Annotated in this window: 14 protein-coding genes; 10 read left to right on the plus strand and 4 right to left on the minus strand. The window is 33.4% G+C overall.

What is annotated here, in order from left to right; all coding sequences use genetic code 11:
• The 4 genes from DG435_RS21895 (at window position 1) to murI (ending at window position 4,961) form a co-directional block, all read left to right on the plus strand.
• Complete coding sequence (locus DG435_RS21895) at window positions 1-2,631, plus strand: outer membrane protein assembly factor (RefSeq protein WP_106793832.1); 2,631 nt, start codon at window positions 1-3, stop codon at window positions 2,629-2,631.
• Between the two features lie 35 nt (window positions 2,632-2,666).
• Window positions 2,667-3,509, plus strand: coding sequence for an OmpH family outer membrane protein (locus DG435_RS21900; protein ID WP_106793857.1), 843 nt, complete (start codon window positions 2,667-2,669; stop codon window positions 3,507-3,509).
• Between the two features lie 62 nt (window positions 3,510-3,571).
• On the plus strand, window positions 3,572-4,081 hold the full coding sequence (locus DG435_RS21905) for an OmpH family outer membrane protein (RefSeq protein ID WP_024771572.1): 510 nt from the start codon (window positions 3,572-3,574) through the stop codon (window positions 4,079-4,081).
• A 43-nt stretch (window positions 4,082-4,124) separates the two neighbouring features.
• On the plus strand, window positions 4,125-4,961 hold the full coding sequence (gene murI / locus DG435_RS21910; protein WP_234387143.1) for a glutamate racemase: 837 nt from the start codon (window positions 4,125-4,127) through the stop codon (window positions 4,959-4,961).
• A 144-nt stretch (window positions 4,962-5,105) separates the two neighbouring features.
• On the opposite strand, the gene DG435_RS21915 is transcribed toward murI, so the two are convergent.
• From DG435_RS21915 to DG435_RS21925, 3 genes are all read right to left on the minus strand, one after another.
• On the minus strand, window positions 5,106-5,321 hold the full coding sequence (locus DG435_RS21915; RefSeq protein WP_106793834.1) for a hypothetical protein: 216 nt from the start codon (window positions 5,319-5,321) through the stop codon (window positions 5,106-5,108).
• Window positions 5,322-5,436: 115 nt separating this feature from the next.
• Window positions 5,437-6,168: a LytTR family DNA-binding domain-containing protein gene (locus tag DG435_RS21920; RefSeq protein WP_106793835.1), complete on the minus strand. Its 732-nt coding sequence runs from the start codon at window positions 6,166-6,168 to the stop codon at window positions 5,437-5,439.
• Window positions 6,169-8,379, minus strand: a complete 2,211-nt coding sequence (locus DG435_RS21925; protein ID WP_106793836.1) for a histidine kinase — start codon at window positions 8,377-8,379, stop codon at window positions 6,169-6,171.
• Between the two features lie 218 nt (window positions 8,380-8,597).
• On the opposite strand from DG435_RS21925, the gene DG435_RS21930 reads away from it, so the two are divergent.
• Together DG435_RS21930 and DG435_RS21935 are read left to right on the plus strand one after the other, a co-directional pair.
• On the plus strand, window positions 8,598-9,770 hold the full coding sequence (locus DG435_RS21930; RefSeq protein ID WP_106793837.1) for a VWA domain-containing protein: 1,173 nt from the start codon (window positions 8,598-8,600) through the stop codon (window positions 9,768-9,770).
• A gap of 43 nt (window positions 9,771-9,813) precedes the next feature.
• Window positions 9,814-10,326, plus strand: coding sequence for a rhodanese-like domain-containing protein (locus DG435_RS21935; RefSeq protein WP_106793838.1), 513 nt, complete (start codon window positions 9,814-9,816; stop codon window positions 10,324-10,326).
• Between the two features lie 64 nt (window positions 10,327-10,390).
• Here DG435_RS21935 and DG435_RS21940 read toward each other — a convergent pair whose 3' ends face one another.
• Window positions 10,391-11,413 carry a type IX secretion system membrane protein PorP/SprF gene (locus DG435_RS21940; protein WP_024771579.1) on the minus strand — a complete coding sequence of 341 codons (1,023 nt, stop codon included), beginning with the start codon at window positions 11,411-11,413 and terminating at the stop codon, window positions 10,391-10,393.
• 500 nt (window positions 11,414-11,913) lie between these two features.
• Between DG435_RS21940 and DG435_RS21945 the strand changes: the two genes are divergently transcribed.
• The 4 genes from DG435_RS21945 (at window position 11,914) to gcvP (ending at window position 18,356) form a co-directional block, all read left to right on the plus strand.
• Complete coding sequence (locus tag DG435_RS21945; protein WP_106793839.1) at window positions 11,914-12,825, plus strand: NifU family protein; 912 nt, start codon at window positions 11,914-11,916, stop codon at window positions 12,823-12,825.
• A gap of 266 nt (window positions 12,826-13,091) precedes the next feature.
• Complete coding sequence (locus tag DG435_RS21950) at window positions 13,092-13,925, plus strand: AraC family transcriptional regulator (RefSeq protein ID WP_106793840.1); 834 nt, start codon at window positions 13,092-13,094, stop codon at window positions 13,923-13,925.
• A gap of 221 nt (window positions 13,926-14,146) precedes the next feature.
• Window positions 14,147-15,427 (plus strand): serine hydroxymethyltransferase, encoded by a 1,281-nt coding sequence (gene glyA, locus DG435_RS21955; RefSeq protein WP_106793841.1) that lies wholly within the window; start codon window positions 14,147-14,149, stop codon window positions 15,425-15,427.
• A 25-nt stretch (window positions 15,428-15,452) separates the two neighbouring features.
• Window positions 15,453-18,356, plus strand: a complete 2,904-nt coding sequence (gene gcvP / locus DG435_RS21960; RefSeq protein WP_106793842.1) for an aminomethyl-transferring glycine dehydrogenase — start codon at window positions 15,453-15,455, stop codon at window positions 18,354-18,356.

Here is an 18,356-nt window from a genome sequence, read left to right on the forward strand (position 1 = left end):
ATGACAAAAAAACTACCTATTACGTATTTTACGTTACTCGCCTTATTAATATCAACATCACTTTCTGCACAAAATTTACCTGGTGCTAACGGGAAAGAATATATTATTGGGGATATTAAAGTTACCGGGATTACCAGTTACAATGAAAACACAGTAATTACTTTTACTGGTCTTAGAAAAGGGGAACGTGTTTTTCTTCCGGGAGATCGGATAAGTAAAGTCATTAAGAAATTGTGGGATCTCGAATTATTTAGCGATATTAATTTTTACATTAGTAATGTAGAAGGAGACGTTGCTGATCTCGAAATTAACATACAAGAAGTACCTGAGTTAAACGAAGCCCGTATTCAAGGAATTAAAAAGCGTAAATCCGAAGAGTTAATTAAAGATAATGGATTAACCAAAGGCGCTAAGGTTACAGAAAACCTTATAACTACAACTCGTAACTTTATTACTAATAAGTATAAAAAAGACGGATTCCTAAACACTAAAGTTGTTGTTAACACCATTCCTATTAAAGATACAGTTGCTAGCAACAAGGTAAATATGGTTATTCTGATCGACAAAGGAGATCGGGTTAAGGTTGATAAAATCAATATAGAAGGAAACGAGCAACTTTCTGATGCTAAGGTGCGCAGAGCAATGAAAAACACCAAGCGTAAGAAATTTTTAAGATTCTGGAAACGATCAAAATATATCCGGGCAGATTACGAGGAGGATAAAGATAATATCATTACTAAATATAAAGAAAAAGGATATCGAGATGCTCGTATCACCTCTGATAGTTTGATTATAGAAGATGATAATAGTGTATCGCTTAATCTTAATCTTGAAGAAGGTAATAAGTATTATTTTGGTAATATTACATTTTTAGGTAATAGCGTATATACCGACCGAGAATTAGCCCGACAGCTAGTTATTAAAAAGGGAGATGTCTATAATGGCGTTCTTCTAGAAAAACAAATTGCAGATAATAGTAAGCCAGATGCAAATGATCTTACCAATTTATATCAAAATAATGGGTATTTATTTTCTTCTATTGATGCAGTAGAAACAAAAGTGTACAATGACACTCTTGATTTTGAAATCAGAGTACGTGAAGGGAAATTAACCTATTTTGATCATATTACCGTTACCGGAAACGATAAAACAAATGATCACGTAATTTATAGAACACTTAGAACCAGACCAGGTCAACGTTACAGTAAGGATCTTGTAGTACGAACCGTTCGTGAATTGGGGCAATTAGGATTTTTTGATCCAGAACAATTAGAACCTCAATTTCAAAATGCAAATCCTCAAGCAGGAACTATAGATATTAATTATCCGGTAGTAGAAAAAGGATCCAGTCAAATTGAGCTTCAAGGTGGTTTTGGAGGTGGTGGTTTTGTAGGAACTCTGGGACTAGCTTTTAGTAACTTTTCAATACGTAATATTTTTAACAAAGAATCCTACAGTCCTCTACCAATGGGAGATGGTCAAACTCTTAGAGTTAGAGCTCAGGCCAGTAGATTTTTTCAAACCTATAGCCTTTCTTTTGTAGAACCATGGCTAGGAGGAAAAAGACCATATCAGCTCTCTACATCATTCTCTCATACTATTCAGTTCTTGCTTAACAACAGAACACGTAAAGTAGATAGAGACAGTAAATTCCTTATTACTGGTGGATCAATAGGAATAGCCAAAAGATTAAATTGGCCAGATAATTACTTTACATTATCTCAAGCCATCAGTGTAAGACATTACAATCTTAAAAACTATAACACTCGATTATTTACTTTTGGTAATGGATCTTCTAATGATTTATCCTATACCATTGGGATCAATAGAAATAACACTACTGTAAACCCAATTTTTCCAACTGGTGGATCAGAGTTTAATCTTGTTGCTAAACTTTCTGTACCCTACTCTCTTTTTGATGGGGTAGATTATGGTGAATTAGCAGATCGTAGAGATTCTTTAGAAGAAGAAAGAAGTAATCTTGATAACACAAATTCGAGAGATCTTGTAAGAAGTGCTGAAATAGGTACTGAAATTGGAGAAATCGATCAGGAGCGTTTTAAATGGCTAGAATACTATAAACTTAAATTTGATGGTACCTGGTATACAAGTTTAGTTAATATAGGGAAAAAACCCCTGGTTTTAAAGACAAAAGCAGAATATGGTTTTTTAGGTGCATATAACAACAATAGAGGTAATATTCCTTTTGAACGTTTTTTCCTGGGAGGAGATGGATTAGGGGCTACAAGTCTTGATGGCCGTGAAGTTGTTTCATTAAGAGGATACCCAAATCAATCTCTTACACCTCAAAGTAGAACTAATAATCAAGATTTTGATGCCGATGGGGCAACAATTTATAACAAATATTCGTTAGAGCTTCGTTATCCTATAACACTAAAACCCGCAGCATCAATATATGTGCTAGGATTTTTGGAAGGTGGAGCTTCCTATGATAGCTTTAAAAGTTTCAACCCTTTCCAATTAAGTCGTTCTGCTGGAGCAGGTTTACGTATCTTTATGCCAGCATTTGGGTTATTAGGTATAGATTTTGGGTATGGTTTTGATCCTATTCCGGGAACAAATCAGGCTAATGGATGGGAAACCCATTTTATTATAGGACAACAATTTTAGTTTTGGCACGATTATTTCTATATACACACAAAGTTATGAAAACAAAGGGTCTTTTACTAGTTGCAGCAGTCAGTTGGCTATTTTTCACAAACGCAGTACATGCGCAGAAAGGTATTAGGATTGGCTATATTGATATGGGATATATTCTGGAAAATGTTCCAGAATATAATGAAGCTTCTTCTGAACTCGAAACCAAAGTACAAAAATGGAAAGTTGAAATAGAAGCTGAGCTCAAAGAAGTTGAAGAAATGCGTAAAGACCTTAATAATGAAAGAGTCTTGCTTACCAAAGAACTAATTGAAGAAAGAGAGGAAGATATCTTTTTTAAAGAAAAAGAGATATTAGAATATCAGCAAAAACGATTTGGTCCAAATGGAGATCTTTTTATTCAGAAAAAAAGATTAGTTCAACCAGTACAGGATCAAGTTTTTGTAGCAGTTCAAGAGATTGCAAAAAACAAAAAGTATGATTTTGTTTTTGACAAATCAGCAGATCTTGTGATGCTCTATTCTGCAGATCGATTTGATATAAGTGATCAGGTATTGCTAAGAATAAACAGAGCTTCAAAAAGAAAACAGCTCAATAGCAAAAAAGACAAGAAAGCTCTGGAAAGAGCCGAAAAAAGAAATGTAGAACAAGAAACAGAAATATCAGATAGAGAAAGAGCAGCTCAAAAAAGATTATCAGAAAGAGAGCAACTTCTTAAAGAACGTAAAATCCAAAGAGATTCTATAAGAGCTGCAAAAAAGAAAGAATTCGAAGCAAGAAGAGCAAGATTATTAGAACTACAAAAAAGAAAAAAAGATTCTATTAATGCATTAAAAGCTCAAAAAGAAAATCTGAAAAATAATGATTCATCGTCTGGTTCTGACAACTGAACAGATAATGATTAAAAAATTAATTTTTATAAATTTATAACACCTTTTAATATTACTTACAAATGAAACAATTTAGAACATTACTAGTAGCTATTGCACTTATCATAGGAACCTCAAGTTTTATGAATGCTCAATCTAAAGTAGCGCATATCGCGTCACAAGAGCTAGTAGAAGCAATGCCTGCTTTTAAAGCTGCAAAAAGTGAGATCGAAAAATTGAATAAGACCTATGACGCAGAAATTAGAAATATGGTGTTAGAGTTACAAAACACTATCAAAAAATATTCTCAGGAAGCTGAAACTAAAACTGATGAGGAGAACTTAAAAAGACAGCAAGAAGTACAGGCTACAGAGAAAAGCATTAACGATTATAGAACAAATGCACTTCAGGATCTTCAGAAAAAAGAGATCGAACTAATGAAGCCTATCTATGAACAAGCACGTACATCTATCCAAAAGGTAGCAAGAGCACAAGGTTTTCAATATGTATTAGATTCTACTACAGGAACCGGAGTAATTATGGCTGATGGTAAAAACCTAATGGCAGATGTAAAAAAAGACCTAGGTATCTAACAGTTTTACTTTAAACTTTTAATAAAAATAAAAAAACAGTGAGATGTCATCTCACTGTTTTTTTATTTTTGGGATAAACTATTATGTGATTATGCAAGATCAACCTATTGGTATATTTGACTCAGGTGTTGGTGGAACAACAATCTGGAAAGAAATCGCCTCCCTATTGCCTTATGAGAACACTATCTTTCTGGCTGATAGCAAATATGCTCCTTATGGCAAACGTAGTAAAGAAGAGATTACCGCATTAAGCATTAAAAACACCGAAAAACTCCTTGATTTAAATTGTAAGATCATCGTGGTTGCATGCAATACTGCGACTACAAATGCCATAAAAACGCTACGATCCACTTACAACATACCAATTATTGGAATTGAACCGGCGATAAAACCGGCAGCTATTTACACCAAAACAAAAAAAGTAGGTGTACTTGCTACAAAAGGTACTTTATCTAGTGAGTTATTTGTCAAAACATCAGATCTATATACTCAAAATATTGAAGTCCTCGAAGTCATTGGCACTGGACTGGTGGAGCTTATTGAAAAAGGCAAGATAGATACGGATGAAATGTACACATTACTTCATTCTTATATTACCCCTATGCTTAACAAAAACATAGATCATTTAGTCCTTGGATGCACACATTACCCGTACTTAATCCCACTTCTAAAAAAAATGCTCCCCAACGAGATTACAATTATTGATTCGGGAGAGGCGGTTGCACGACAAACTAAAGCTGTGTTGATTGCAAATAATTTTTTAAATCCAAACCCCAAAATAGGTAAACATACTTTATATACTAATGGTAACGTAGATATACTAAAGAATATATTACATGAAAATACTATTACGTATACTGCTAAAACTTTAGACTTTTAATTTTTATAATACATAAACTTAAAAAAGATTGTCTAAAAAATAATGTTCTTCATTTTTATAAGACATAAGCAATAAATTAGTTCTCAAAAAGACAATAAACAAGTTACTTCTAGACAATCTTCATTTCTCTAACTTAAAAGAGGATTAACAGTAAATAGGCCCGCTAATTCCTCCACCACCAGTACCTCCACCAGTGCCTCCACAATTATTAGTGTAACACGTTTGCCCCGGTTGATTACCTTGTCCGGCACAACTATGTAATGATGGATTACCTGTCCCTCCAATAATAGCTTTAGAGGCTAGGTTAGAAATTTTGATTTTTTCTAGAGATAGTTTTTTTAACGATTCTCTTTTTTTCATTATTTTAAGTTTTTGTAGTTAATAATACCGGATATTACAAATTACAACAACTAACACTTGTTTTCTTAGCGTATTTTAACAAAAAAAATTAGAATTTAATAATTATAAATCATGATTATTTAAAATAATTCAATAATGTTCCTTTTTTAGAAGAAGACACAGATAATTCTTTGCCCGAAGAAAGCACAACGCTTCCTCCTTTTCCCTTCCGATATCGTGTTATTTTACTCACATTCACCAAATAGCTTTTATGAGTTCGTACAAATCCGTGCGTATTTAGGGATTCTTCAAAATATTTCAGCGTTTTGCTTACTAGCTTCTGACCTTTATTCAGGTAAATTTTGGTATAGTTATCGTCTGCTTCGCAATATAGAATATCACAAATCTGTAGAACTTCAAAACCATCTTGCTGTGGGATCGTGATTTTACCTTCTACCGTAGTCACCTTAGGAACTAAAACAGTGTCCAAAAGAGCAGCTTCCCGTTGCTTGATATAGCTTACATGATCAACAGCTTTGATAAGATTATCAATTGCAATAGGTTTTAACAGGTAATAGGTTGCCTGAGCATTTAAAGCATCTACCGCATAATGATCATAGGCCGTTACAAAAACAATTTCGAATGTACGATCAGGCACTTGTTCCAATAAATCAAATGCATTACCGTAAGGCATTTCTACGTCCAAAAACAACATATCAGGAGTATGAGATTCTAGCAGGACTAATGTTTCTTTTACACTGGAAGCTTCTCCCAAAATGGTAACCGATGGGCAATATTTGCCTAAATAATTTCTAAGTATGGCTCGGCTATTAGCTTCATCATCTACTATGATTGCAGTTAAGTTCATTTACTTGTCTTTCTTAAGAATTAATTTTACCTGGGTTCCTTCTGTATTATCTTCGAGGTCCGATATAAAAACATCTACCTTATCTTTATACATTTTATTAAGGATTGCAATTCTCTTTTTGATATTGCCCATCCCTCTGGATTTTTGAAGTTTTTGGTTTTGCGTTTTCAATTCTTTAGACTTTTTACGCCCTATTCCATCATCAGTAATTATAATTTCTATACTCTCTGATGTTTCTTTTTGAAAACGTATGGACAACAAGCCCTTTTCAGTTTTATATCGTAATCCATGCCATACAGCATTCTCTACATATGGCTGCAATAACATAGGAGGAATCATATATTCATTAATGTCGATTTCGGGATCAACCTCAACCGTATATTCAAATTTATCCTGAAACCTAAAATGCTCTAATTGCACATATAACCTTAAGAGTTCTATTTCTTTTTCTAGAGGAATAAAATCTTCTTCACTATTCTCTAAAACGGCTCTCATTAATAACGAAAAATCAGTAAGGTATCGATTTGCGGTTCTTTCATCACTCGTAGCTATAAATGTATTTACAGAATTTAAAGCATTAAAAATAAAATGAGGATTCATTTGGGAGCGTAGTGATTTTAATGCTAAAAGGTTATTTGCATACCGTTGTTGCTTCATATTACGATACATTAAATATGCAGCAAGAAGTAATAAAACTGTTAACCCTATTAAAAAATAGATTACAGTTTGTTGTCGTATACTTTGTTGATTTGCTATTTCTTGAGAAGCAAATGCCAATTCGTATTTTGCCTCATTTAGCTCCCTGTCTTTCTCTAGCGTGGTAATCCTATTTGCTCTCTGTGCTAACTCTCTACTAAAACGAGCTGCCTGTGATATCTCCTGATCTTTTTGTATATATAATTTATCAATGATTACCTCATATTCTTCAAAGGCATCTGATGCTTTTTTTAATTCTCCTTTTTCTCGATAGACTTCTCCCAGTTTTCGGGTGGCATCTTTTTGAACAATTAGATCATTTTTTGATTCTGCTTCCTTAATACTTTCTTTCAGATATGGAATAGCTTCATCATATTCTTCTTGCGCAGCAAAGGCACTAGCAATTTTATAATTCTGTACCTGGGTAGTTAAAGAGTTATCTTCTGCCGTTGGACCTTCATTTTCATTAGTTTTCTCGATCTCTTCGATATCCTCGAGTGCCTCTTTTCTTAATTGTATTTCTTTACCATAGCTATTACTCTTATTATAAAAATCTGCTGCAGTCGATCTTTGCCGTGCCGATGTCTTTTTATCCTTTTGTTGCGCTAACTGTACCGAATTATCCAAATACTCTTCAGCATCTCTAATATTTCCTTCCTGCTGTAATACCTCGGCTAACTTAGAATTTAATAAAATCACTCTATCATCCAGTTTTTTTCTCTGGCTTATAGAAAGAGCTTTATTATAATTGGCAATAGCATCAGGGTAGTTTTGTAGTCCTTTATAACTATCTCCTAAACCTTCATAGACAATAGCCCTTTGAGTATTATTTAACCTAGATCGCTGTAACTGGTCAAAAGTATTTAAAGCCGCCTGATAATTTTTACCTTCTAATCGTGCATTAGCCAATTTAATTTTTACATCAGTACTATATTTATTTTTAAGACTCATGAGATAATTACTTTCAGCAAGATCGGGTTGTTTCCAATACTTATAAATATCTGCTAATGACTCAAACAATTCGGCTTTTTTATCATCTGACGAAGGGTCATCATCTCGTATAGTCTCTAAAGCATTAGTGATATACTCTATACTTGTAGCAGCATCCTTTTTTAAAGTACTTTTTGCTGCTTTTAGATTTTTCTTATACCGAGACTCGCTCTTTTGTTTTGAAATTGATGGTGATTCAGCCTCCCGAGGGTTATCATGTACTTCAATATCAATTTTTTGACCATCTTTGATCGTATATCGAATTGTATTAAAACTATCATGAGTAATTACAAGTTCGTCTCCAACACGGGCTTCTATTTTAAAATTACCAAAAATATCAGTTGTTACTGTTCCTTTCCCTAGTACAGTTACCTCTACATCTCTAACCGCTTTTCGAGTACTCTTTTCTTTCACAGAACCTTTGATACTCATTGATTCTGGTCTCTTCATTCTAGCATTCTCTTGTCCCAAAACCAATACAGGCAGGAACCAAAGAAATACTATTATCAAACCAATCTTCTTCATTATATACTATTAAAACAAGGTAAACTTAACCCATTTAAATGGGATAATAAAATTCGGATCTTTTGATTATACTGTTTTATAGCAGCTTTTTAGCAGAAAAAAGAAACTTCCCTAATTAAAAGGGTAAGTTCCCTCATTCACTTTCTCTAATCCCTCATTTTAGATTTTTAGTCAAAAAAGTTCGCTGTAGTTTTATCCAAAATTAAAAAAGGGAAACTATGAAGACGTTTTTTACATGGAGTATATTATGTTTACTTGTTACTATTTCTTGTAACGCAAATAATAAATCGAACTCCGATCTCGCATTTCAAAAAGAAAAAAATCACCTGATACAGACTACTAAAACTGATCCGAATACGCGTAACATACAAGTAGCTTTACTATTAGACACCAGTAATAGTATGGATGGTCTTATTGATCAGGCTAAGGCTCAACTATGGGAAATCGTAAATGAGCTTTCGTATGCTAAATGTGGACATAACAAAATAAAGTTGGAGATAGCATTATATGAATATGGTAATGATGGTTTACCATCTCAAGAAGGATTTATTAGACAGGTGTTACCGTTTTCTGATGATTTGGATGAGATATCAAAAGAGCTTTTTGCACTTACTACTAATGGAGGGAACGAATATTGTGGTAAAGTGATCAATACCTCAATTAACCAATTAGGTTGGAAAAAAAATAATGATCACTTAAAACTAATTTTCATAGCGGGTAATGAACCATTTACTCAAGGTCCCGTAGATTATAAAGATGCAGCTACAGATGCATTAGAAAAAGACATTACAATTAACACTATTTTTTGTGGTAATTACCGACAAGGTATTGAGACGAGGTGGAAACACGGAGCAGATATCACAACCGGAGAATATAGTGCCATAGATCATAATCGCGAAACCGTACATATTGCAACACCATATGATGATATCATTCTCGAACTCAATCATAAACTAAATAGTACGTATATCTATTACGGCCATCAAGGAGCTCAAAAAAGACAATTGCAAGCTGAACAAGACAGTAATGCAAGATCGTATAGCTCTGCAAATGCTGTAAGTCGAACCGTTAGTAAAAGCTCTGGTTTCTATAAAAACAAAAGTTGGGATCTAATTGATGCTGCAGAAGACGAGGCTTTTGAAGTAGAAAAAGTAGCTAAAGACGAATTACCAAAAGAGCTTAAAGGTAAATCTAAAGCCGAGTTAAAGCAATATATCGCAGAAAAAAGTACAGCACGTAAAAAGATACAACAAAAGATTAAAGAGTTAAATAAAAAGCGTGTATTATATATTAAAGACAATAGTAAAAAAGATGATACAAATCTCGAAGCTGCTTTACTAAATGCAATCAAAAAGCAAGGAAGAAAAAAATCTTTCTCCTGGGAAGAATAAATCCTAAAATAATAATGTATTCAAAGAAAAATAAATATTCAAGATGAAAACAGTTATTAAAATAATCATACTAATTCTAATACCAATATCCATGCAGGCGCAGCAACAAAAGAAGTTATCAAAATCGAATGTTGATTATGATTCTTTTCTGGAAATATCTGAAGAAATTTTAGAATATAGGAAAGAACAATTAATCCCTCTGGAAATTTTTCTAAAGTATATGACAGAGGAGAACACTATTTTATTAGATACTCGCTCTGAAAGCGCTTACAAACAAAAACATCTTAGAGGTGCTACCCACATCAATTTTTCTGATTTTACAGAAGGTAAACTGGCAAAGAAAATACCTTCTAAAGAAACTCGAATTTTGATTTACTGCAATAACAATATTGATGGAGATTCTATTAATTTTGCTTCTAAAATGGCTCCTTTAGCATTAAACATCCCAACATTTATAAACCTCTATGGATATGGTTATAAAAATGTATACGAATTATCCTCTTTGGTTCCTATAAAAGATCAAAGACTACAATTTGATGGTACTTTTACCAAATAAAAATAGAAATGCCTGCAGATTTGCAGGCATTTCTATTTTAAATACTATTTTTTTTTTGCTTTGATTAGTTTTTTGAATTAACGGCGGGGCAATTACAGTTCCATCTTTCTTTACGTTTTCCAAAATCGTACCCCAGAGTAATTTGGTGAAAACCTCCATTACTAACAACTACCGAATTTAATTGATAACTATAGGTATATCCAGCCATCCATTTTTTATAATTAATTCCTAAAAATGGGGTTATGTATTGCAATTGCTGGCTCTCTATCGAAGTACCATCCTGAGAAAATTCTGCTCCATCCAAGCTACGTCTGTAAGATATCCCTCCCCATAAAGTACTGGAGCTAAAATCCCGGTACACTTTTAAATTAGCATCAATGGTACTTTCTTGAGTTTCATCTGTAGCTTGATACATAATAGATGGCTCTAAACTCCAAGGAGTAGCACCAATGCCAAATAAATATCCTAAAGAAAAGATATATCTACGTTGATTATTAGATTCTCGTATTGGTGTATCATTATCAAAAATATCACGAACAGTTGGTAATATATTTTTAACAGTAATGTGAGCATACCACTCTAAAAAATTATAGGATAATCCCACATCTACATTATAATATACATCTTTTTGTACTCTATCCAGAATTACAGGATCAGGATCAAAAGGATCATCAAGCCCTCTTAAATCTACATTAGATTGTATTAAACCGGCACTAAGACCAAAAGATAACATGTTTAAATCTGTTCTATCTCTAGAAAACAAAAGATGATAAGCATATGTTAAATACAGTCCTGTTTGAGAAAACCTACCATTTTCATCCCTATATACAATTCCTCCTAAACCAGATTTCTCACCAGTTCTAAAATTAATATTTAAGGTCTGTAAATTAGGAGCATTATTCACATCAAACCATTGCTTTCTAGCAGTAAGCCTAATTTTATTAGCATTTGATGCACCAGCCATTGCAGGATGTATCAAGTACAAATTATCAGAAAGATAATCAGAGTATACAGGAATACCTTCTTGCGAAAAGACAAATGGAGATACTAGTACAAATACTACTACATAGAATGTTTTTAAGTTCATTTGAGCACTATCATTTAGGGGCTAAAATAGAATTTGTGAATTCAATCTAAACTATTAAAAACAGTTTATATTGTGAGGCTTCACCTTAATTTTTAAAATAAATCTTTGTATTTCAATTGTTCCAAAGATATAAATTTTTGCCAGAATACAAGATTTATACTTTTTGAAGCCAATATAAACCAAAGAATTCACATCTCTCGTACGTTGTTATTGTTAACTCATTGACAGACATTAGAAAAAATATTTGACCATGATGTTTTACACAAACACAATTACATTCATAAAATATAACAATATCTAACTTAGATTTTGAGATGAATTATTTTAGCAGGTAATTTTATTATTCTTTATATCTCTACAAGTATTATTAATGCAATAACAAAACTAAAATTATACACTTTCTTTATTTACATTTATCAAAGATTAGTTAAAAATTGTTAGCATTACAAATACACTACTAATATCGTGTTGCTTTTTAGTAAATTTGCAAAAAATAGCGCATGGAAAAGAATTTTGAAATAAAAATAGAAACTACTTCAAATCCAGGTATTGTTAAATTTGAAGCCAATTACTTTTTAACACAGCATACCAGTTATGAGTTTGAGAATATAGATCAGGCCAAAAATGCTCCTCTTGCACAACAGTTGTTTTATCTACCATTTGTAAAAAGAGTTTTTATTGCACAAAATTTTGTTGCTATAGATAAGTATGATATTGTAGAATGGTCTGACGTGCAAGAAGAAGTTGCACAACAAATCAAAAGTTATCTTAATAGCGGTCAACCAATTGTTATTGAAACCGAAGCTGAAACCACAAAAAAAGTCCCTATTACTATCTATGCAGAGAGTACACCTAATCCTGCGGTATTAAAATTTGTGGCTAATAAAAAATTAGTCACTTCGGGGCATGAATTTAAAAATATTGATGATGCCGGCGAAGCCCCTTTAGCACAAGAGTTATTTCATTTTCCATTTGTTAAAGAAATATACATTAATGAGAATTATATTTCTATAGGTAAATATGATATGGCAGATTGGAATGATATCACTACTGAGGTCAGAGATTTTATACGTAATTATCTAGAGCAAGGGAAAGAAGTTTTAACCGCCAATGCTGCTGTGTCAAAAGGGGAAGTAGAAAAACAATCTGATTTAGATTTTGAAAACCTGGATGATGTTTCAAAAGATATTGTAAATATTATTGAAGAATATATAAAACCAGCTGTAGCCAGTGATGGAGGTAACATATTATTTGATTCTTATGACCCAAAGAGCAAAGGTGTAAAGGTTGTTTTACAAGGTGCTTGTAGTGGATGTCCATCTTCTACTTTTACATTAAAAAACGGAATCGAAAACATGTTGAAAGAGATGCTAAAAGATAAAGTAGAATATGTAGAGGCTATAAATGGCTAATACTGTTTATCAAAAACCTTAAACATAGTCTTTTATCTATTCTCTATCATACTAAATTACCATATACTAGTATCAAAACACCAAATCATACACTTTTTAATACATTTCAAACTATTGATCGTAGATAATTTATAAAACCGACATATATTAGCTACTTAAAAGAAGTACAAACTATTTTTTATTAGTGTAAATTAAGAATCATCCCAAGAAAATATTTTTTGGGTTTTGGATGATGAATGAATCACTCAAAATAAATTATTGGGATAATGTATGACAAAAATAAACATAATAATGTCCAGCATTTTATAAATAACGCTCTCGATAATTTAGAGTTATTTAAAGGATCATTTACATCTCATCAATTTAAACCTCATTTTCATGAAAGTTATACTATAATTTTTATGGATTATGGTATTGGTGATTATTCTAACGATTCTTCTAATTTTATTTTATCCACTGGCTCAATCCTTGTTTTCAATCCCTATGAAGTACACACTGGAAAACCCGTGAATAATTCTCCATGGAACTTTCTTACTATGTATGTTCCTATTGGGATCATGAAAAAGGCTATGGATACTCTAAATCTGCCTATAGAGTTACCTATTTTCAAAGAAAATATTATAAACAATAAGGTATTATTCAAAAAAGGGAAAGCCGTATTTCCGAATTTGATTTACAATCAACATAATCCAAAGTCCGAATGTTTACTTATGGACTTTCTTAAAGAGCTTATCCAAAGGTATGCGTATACTGAAATAAATAATGAACCAATTTCAGAAAAACTTATTGTTGCACGGCAAATCAAAGAATATTTACACGACCATTATCTTGAAGAAGTTTCGACACATGATCTTTCTAACTTAACAGGCATTTCAGAATACGGATTGATCAAATCTTTTAAAAAACAATATCAACTACCTCCACATCAATATTTAGTAAATCTTAGAATAGAAAAAGCCAAAAAACTACTAACAGAAAGATTATCAGCAACAGAAGTTGCGTATCAGTCTGGTTTTTTTGACCAAAGTCATTTTACCCGGCATTTTAAAAAAATAATAGGTATTACCCCTAAACAATTTGCCAATAAGGTAATTACCTAAAATATCCCCTTACAAACTACAAAACAGCATTCTATCTCCGTTTTCATTTTATTAAATCGATACAAATATTCGATTGCAATTTTGTACTATTTTTTCAATTTTATTCTTCACAATTTGCATCCGTTAATTTTTGATTCATAAAAATCTTATACGTCAAAAAAAATACAGTAACCAAAATCCGATGCTCAATATTGGATATAATATGCTAAAAAAAAGAAAATATGGTACAAGATATTCAGGACAATGAGATAAAAAACCTTATCACAGAAGAAACAGAACGTCAAGAACATGGAATAGAACTAATTGCCTCAGAAAACTTTACATCTAAGCAGGTTATGGCGGCCATGGGTTCTTCTCTAACCAATAAATATGCAGAAGGGCTTCCTGGAAAAAGATATTATGGTGGTTGTGAAGTAGTCGATAAGGTAGAAACACTTGCTATAGATAGAGCTGCAAAACTCTTTGGAGCAGAATGGGTAAATGTACAACCGCACTCTGGAGCACAAGCAAACGCAGCTGTAATGCTAGGCTGTCTTAATCCAGGTGATAAAATACTAGGTTTTGACCTATCACACGGAGGCCACCTTACTCATGGATCACCGGTTAACTTTTCCGGTAAACTTTATCAACCAAGTTTCTATGGAGTAGAACAAGAAACAGGTCTTATCAATTGGGATACCGTTGCAGAAACAGCAGAAAGAGAAAAGCCTAAATTAATTGTTTGCGGAGCATCTGCCTATAGTCGTGATTGGGATTATGAAAGATTAAGAGCTATAGCAGATCAGACAGGAGCTTTATTATTAGCAGATATCTCTCATCCGGCAGGATTAATTGCTAAAGGTCTATTAAATGATCCTATAAAACATTGTGATATTGTAACTACCACAACACACAAAACATTGAGAGGCCCAAGAGGAGGAATGATTATGATGGGGCAAGATTTTGAAAATCCATGGGGCCATGCTACCAAAAAAGGAGTAATCAAAATGATGTCTAATGTTTTAGATATGGCTGTTTTCCCTGGAACTCAAGGAGGACCATTAGAGCACGTAATCGCAGCAAAGGCAGTTGCATTTGGCGAAGCACTTACAGATGACTATAAAGTATATGTAGAACAAGTAGCAAAAAATGCCAAAGCAATGTGTGCTGCCTTAATAGAAAGAGGGTATGATATTATCTCTAACGGAACCGATAACCATATGGCTCTTATTGATCTGCGATCAAAAGACATCACAGGAAAATTAGCAGAAAACACATTGATAAAAGCAGATATTACAATTAACAAAAACATGGTTCCCTTTGATGATAAATCACCATTTGTAACGTCTGGTATGCGATTAGGAACATCTGCCATTACTACAAGAGGAATGAAAGAAAATGATATGTATACCATGGTTGGTTTTATAGATGAAGTATTATCAAACCATAATAATGATTCTAAGATTTCATCTATCAAAACAGAAGTAAATAACTGGATGAAAAAATTTCCTTTGTATAAATAAAAACAATCTAGCGGATAGTTATATTATGAAAGATCTAAGTACACTTAAACAAGAATTCCTACCAAGGCATATAGGCCCAGGTAAAAAGGAAATTGGTCAAATGCTAAACGTGATTGGTGTTTCATCATTAACACAGTTAATTGATGAAACGGTTCCAAAAAACATTCGTTCTACAAAACCATTAGCATTACCAGCAGCTCAAACAGAATTGGAGTTCCTTACCAACTTCAAATCTATGATGGAAAACAATAAAGTATTCCGTTCATTTATAGGAATGGGATATCACGACTGTATTGTACCGCCAGTTATTCAGCGAAATATTCTTGAGAATCCAGCTTGGTATACTGCTTACACACCGTATCAGGCAGAGATAGCACAAGGTAGATTAGAAGCCTTGATCAATTATCAAACCATGATTACAGATCTTACAGGAATGGAACTAGCTAATGCTTCTCTTTTGGATGAAGCTACGGCTGCAGCAGAAGCCATGACACTTCTATATCGTGTAAAAAGCAGAGCAAAAAAACAAGCCAGTACATTTTTCATTGATAAAAAAACATTTCCGCATACCATAGAGCTTATCATAGGTCGTGCAGAACCTATCGGTATTAATGTAATTGTTGGAGATATCGCTGAACTTGATATCTCAAATCCAGATCTTTTCGGACTTCTTATCCAATATCCGGATAGTGATGGCGCAATTACAGATCCAGCATCTTATATTACTGAAGCACAAAAGCATGAAGTAAAAATTGCAGTAGCATCAGATCTAATGGCATTAACACATATTACTGCACCAGGCGAAATGGGAGTAGATGTAGTTGTAGGTACTTCACAAAGATTTGGAGTACCCCTAGGATATGGAGGGCCACATGCTGCATATTTTGCTACAAAAGAAGTATATAAACGTCATATTCCTGGTAGAATTATTGGAGTAACAGAAGATAGCCATGGTCGTCCTGCATATCGAATGGCACTACAAACCAGAGAGCAACACATTAAACGAGAAAAAGCTACCTCAAATATCTGTACCGCACAGGTATTACTTGCTGTAATGGCTGGTATGTATGCTGTGTATCACGGGAAAGATGGACTATCTCGGATCGCCAATAAAATCCATTTATCAACAGCTAAGCTTAATCAGGAATTAGAAAAACTTGGATATACGCAAACTAACACTCATTTTTTTGACACTTTAAAGATTAAAGTTGAGGACAAAGAAAGTATCAAAAAATTAGCGCTGGATAAAGAAATTAATTTCAGATATTTTGATGATAATCATATAGGAATATCACTACATGAGAAGACAACATTAGCAGATCTACAAGACATCACCGAAATCTTTGCTACTGCAAAGGGTAAAGCTGTAAAAATAACAGATTGGAAAATTGACACAACAGCAATCCCTGCTTCTTTAAAAAGAAAATCTTCTTATTTAGAACACCCTGTATTTAATTCTTATCAGGCAGAGCATGAAATGCTTAGATATCTAAAAAGATTAGAAAATAAAGATCTCTCATTAGTACATTCTATGATTGCCTTAGGTTCATGCACCATGAAACTTAATGCAACTACAGAGATGATGCCTTTATCGTGGGGTGAATTAGCTAATATTCATCCTTTTGTACCAACAAATCAAGCAAAAGGATATCATCAAATGTTTGAACATTTGGCCTCTTGGTTAGCAGAAATCACTGGTTTATATACCACCTCTCTACAACCAAATAGTGGAGCTCAGGGAGAACTCGCTGGTTTAATGGTTATAAAAGCATATTATGCAGATAAAAATCAAACCCACAGAAATATAACCCTTATCCCATCCTCTGCGCACGGTACCAATCCAGCAACAGCAACTATGGCGGGTCAACAAGTAGTTATTGTATCCTGTAGAGAAAATGGAGATATAGATATTGATGACTTGCGTGCTAAAGCAGAAAAGCATAAAGATAATTTAATGGCATTAATGGTTACCTACCCTTCTACTCATGGTGTTTTTGAAGAAAACATCAAAGAAGCTTGTGAGATTATTCATAATAATGGAGGGAAAGTATACCTGGATGGAGCAAATCTAAACGCTCAACTAGGGTTAACAAGCCCTGGAATTATCGGTGGAGATGTATGTCATCTTAACCTTCATAAAACCTTTTGTATCCCACACGGTGGTGGTGGACCAGGAATGGGTCCTATTGCAGTAAGTAAAGAACTTGCTCCGTTTATACCTGGTAACGCTGTGGTAAAAAACGCGGGAGGAGAAAAAGCTATCGCAGCTATCTCTGCAGCACCTTGGGGTAGTGCAAGTATTCTTTCTATCTCCTATGCATATATTGCATTAATGGGTGGCGAAGGATTAACCTCTGCGACAGAAATGGCAATTCTAAATGCTAATTACATTAAAGAAAAACTTGTAGATCATTACCCTATCCTATTTACTGGAGAAAACGGACGTAATGCTCATGAGCTTATAATCGACTGTAGAGCATTTAAAGAAGAGGATATTACCGTAACTGATATTGCAAAAAGACTTATGGATTATGGGTTTCATGCGCCAACTGTATCATTTCCTGTTGCAGGAACGATTATGATAGAACCTACAGAAAGTGAAACCGTAGAAGAGCTCGATCGTTTTATTGATGCTATGATCAGTATCAGAAGTGAAATAGAAGAAATAACAAATGGAGTTGCCTCTAGAGATCAAAACGTCCTAAAAAATGCACCTCATACGATGGATTTTATTGCTCAGGATAATTGGGATATGCCGTATTCCCGAACCAAAGCTGCTTTTCCCTTACCTCATATAAAAAGTAATAAATTCTGGCCTAGTGTAGGTCGTGTAAATGATGCCCATGGAGACAGAAATTTAATGTGCAGTTGTCTACCTGTTTCGGCTTTTGAAGAAGATACAAAGAATACAGAAATAACTATAAACTAA

Origin of the sequence: Aquimarina sp. Aq78 (assembly GCF_900299525.1) — a bacterium.
GTDB lineage: Bacteria > Bacteroidota > Bacteroidia > Flavobacteriales > Flavobacteriaceae > Aquimarina.

Coding starts and splice junctions, on each gene's coding strand:
- DG435_RS21895 (WP_106793832.1), top strand. CDS start 1: ATGACAAAAAAACTACCTATTACGTATTTTACGTTACTCGCCTTATTA.
- DG435_RS21900 (WP_106793857.1), top strand. CDS start 2,667: ATGAAAACAAAGGGTCTTTTACTAGTTGCAGCAGTCAGTTGGCTATTT.
- DG435_RS21905 (WP_024771572.1), top strand. CDS start 3,572: ATGAAACAATTTAGAACATTACTAGTAGCTATTGCACTTATCATAGGA.
- murI (WP_234387143.1), top strand. CDS start 4,125: ATGTCATCTCACTGTTTTTTTATTTTTGGGATAAACTATTATGTGATT.
- DG435_RS21915 (WP_106793834.1), bottom strand. CDS start 5,321: ATGAAAAAAAGAGAATCGTTAAAAAAACTATCTCTAGAAAAAATCAAA.
- DG435_RS21920 (WP_106793835.1), bottom strand. CDS start 6,168: ATGAACTTAACTGCAATCATAGTAGATGATGAAGCTAATAGCCGAGCC.
- DG435_RS21925 (WP_106793836.1), bottom strand. CDS start 8,379: ATGAAGAAGATTGGTTTGATAATAGTATTTCTTTGGTTCCTGCCTGTA.
- DG435_RS21930 (WP_106793837.1), top strand. CDS start 8,598: ATGAAGACGTTTTTTACATGGAGTATATTATGTTTACTTGTTACTATT.
- DG435_RS21935 (WP_106793838.1), top strand. CDS start 9,814: ATGAAAACAGTTATTAAAATAATCATACTAATTCTAATACCAATATCC.
- DG435_RS21940 (WP_024771579.1), bottom strand. CDS start 11,413: ATGAACTTAAAAACATTCTATGTAGTAGTATTTGTACTAGTATCTCCA.
- DG435_RS21945 (WP_106793839.1), top strand. CDS start 11,914: ATGGAAAAGAATTTTGAAATAAAAATAGAAACTACTTCAAATCCAGGT.
- DG435_RS21950 (WP_106793840.1), top strand. CDS start 13,092: ATGTATGACAAAAATAAACATAATAATGTCCAGCATTTTATAAATAAC.
- glyA (WP_106793841.1), top strand. CDS start 14,147: ATGGTACAAGATATTCAGGACAATGAGATAAAAAACCTTATCACAGAA.
- gcvP (WP_106793842.1), top strand. CDS start 15,453: ATGAAAGATCTAAGTACACTTAAACAAGAATTCCTACCAAGGCATATA.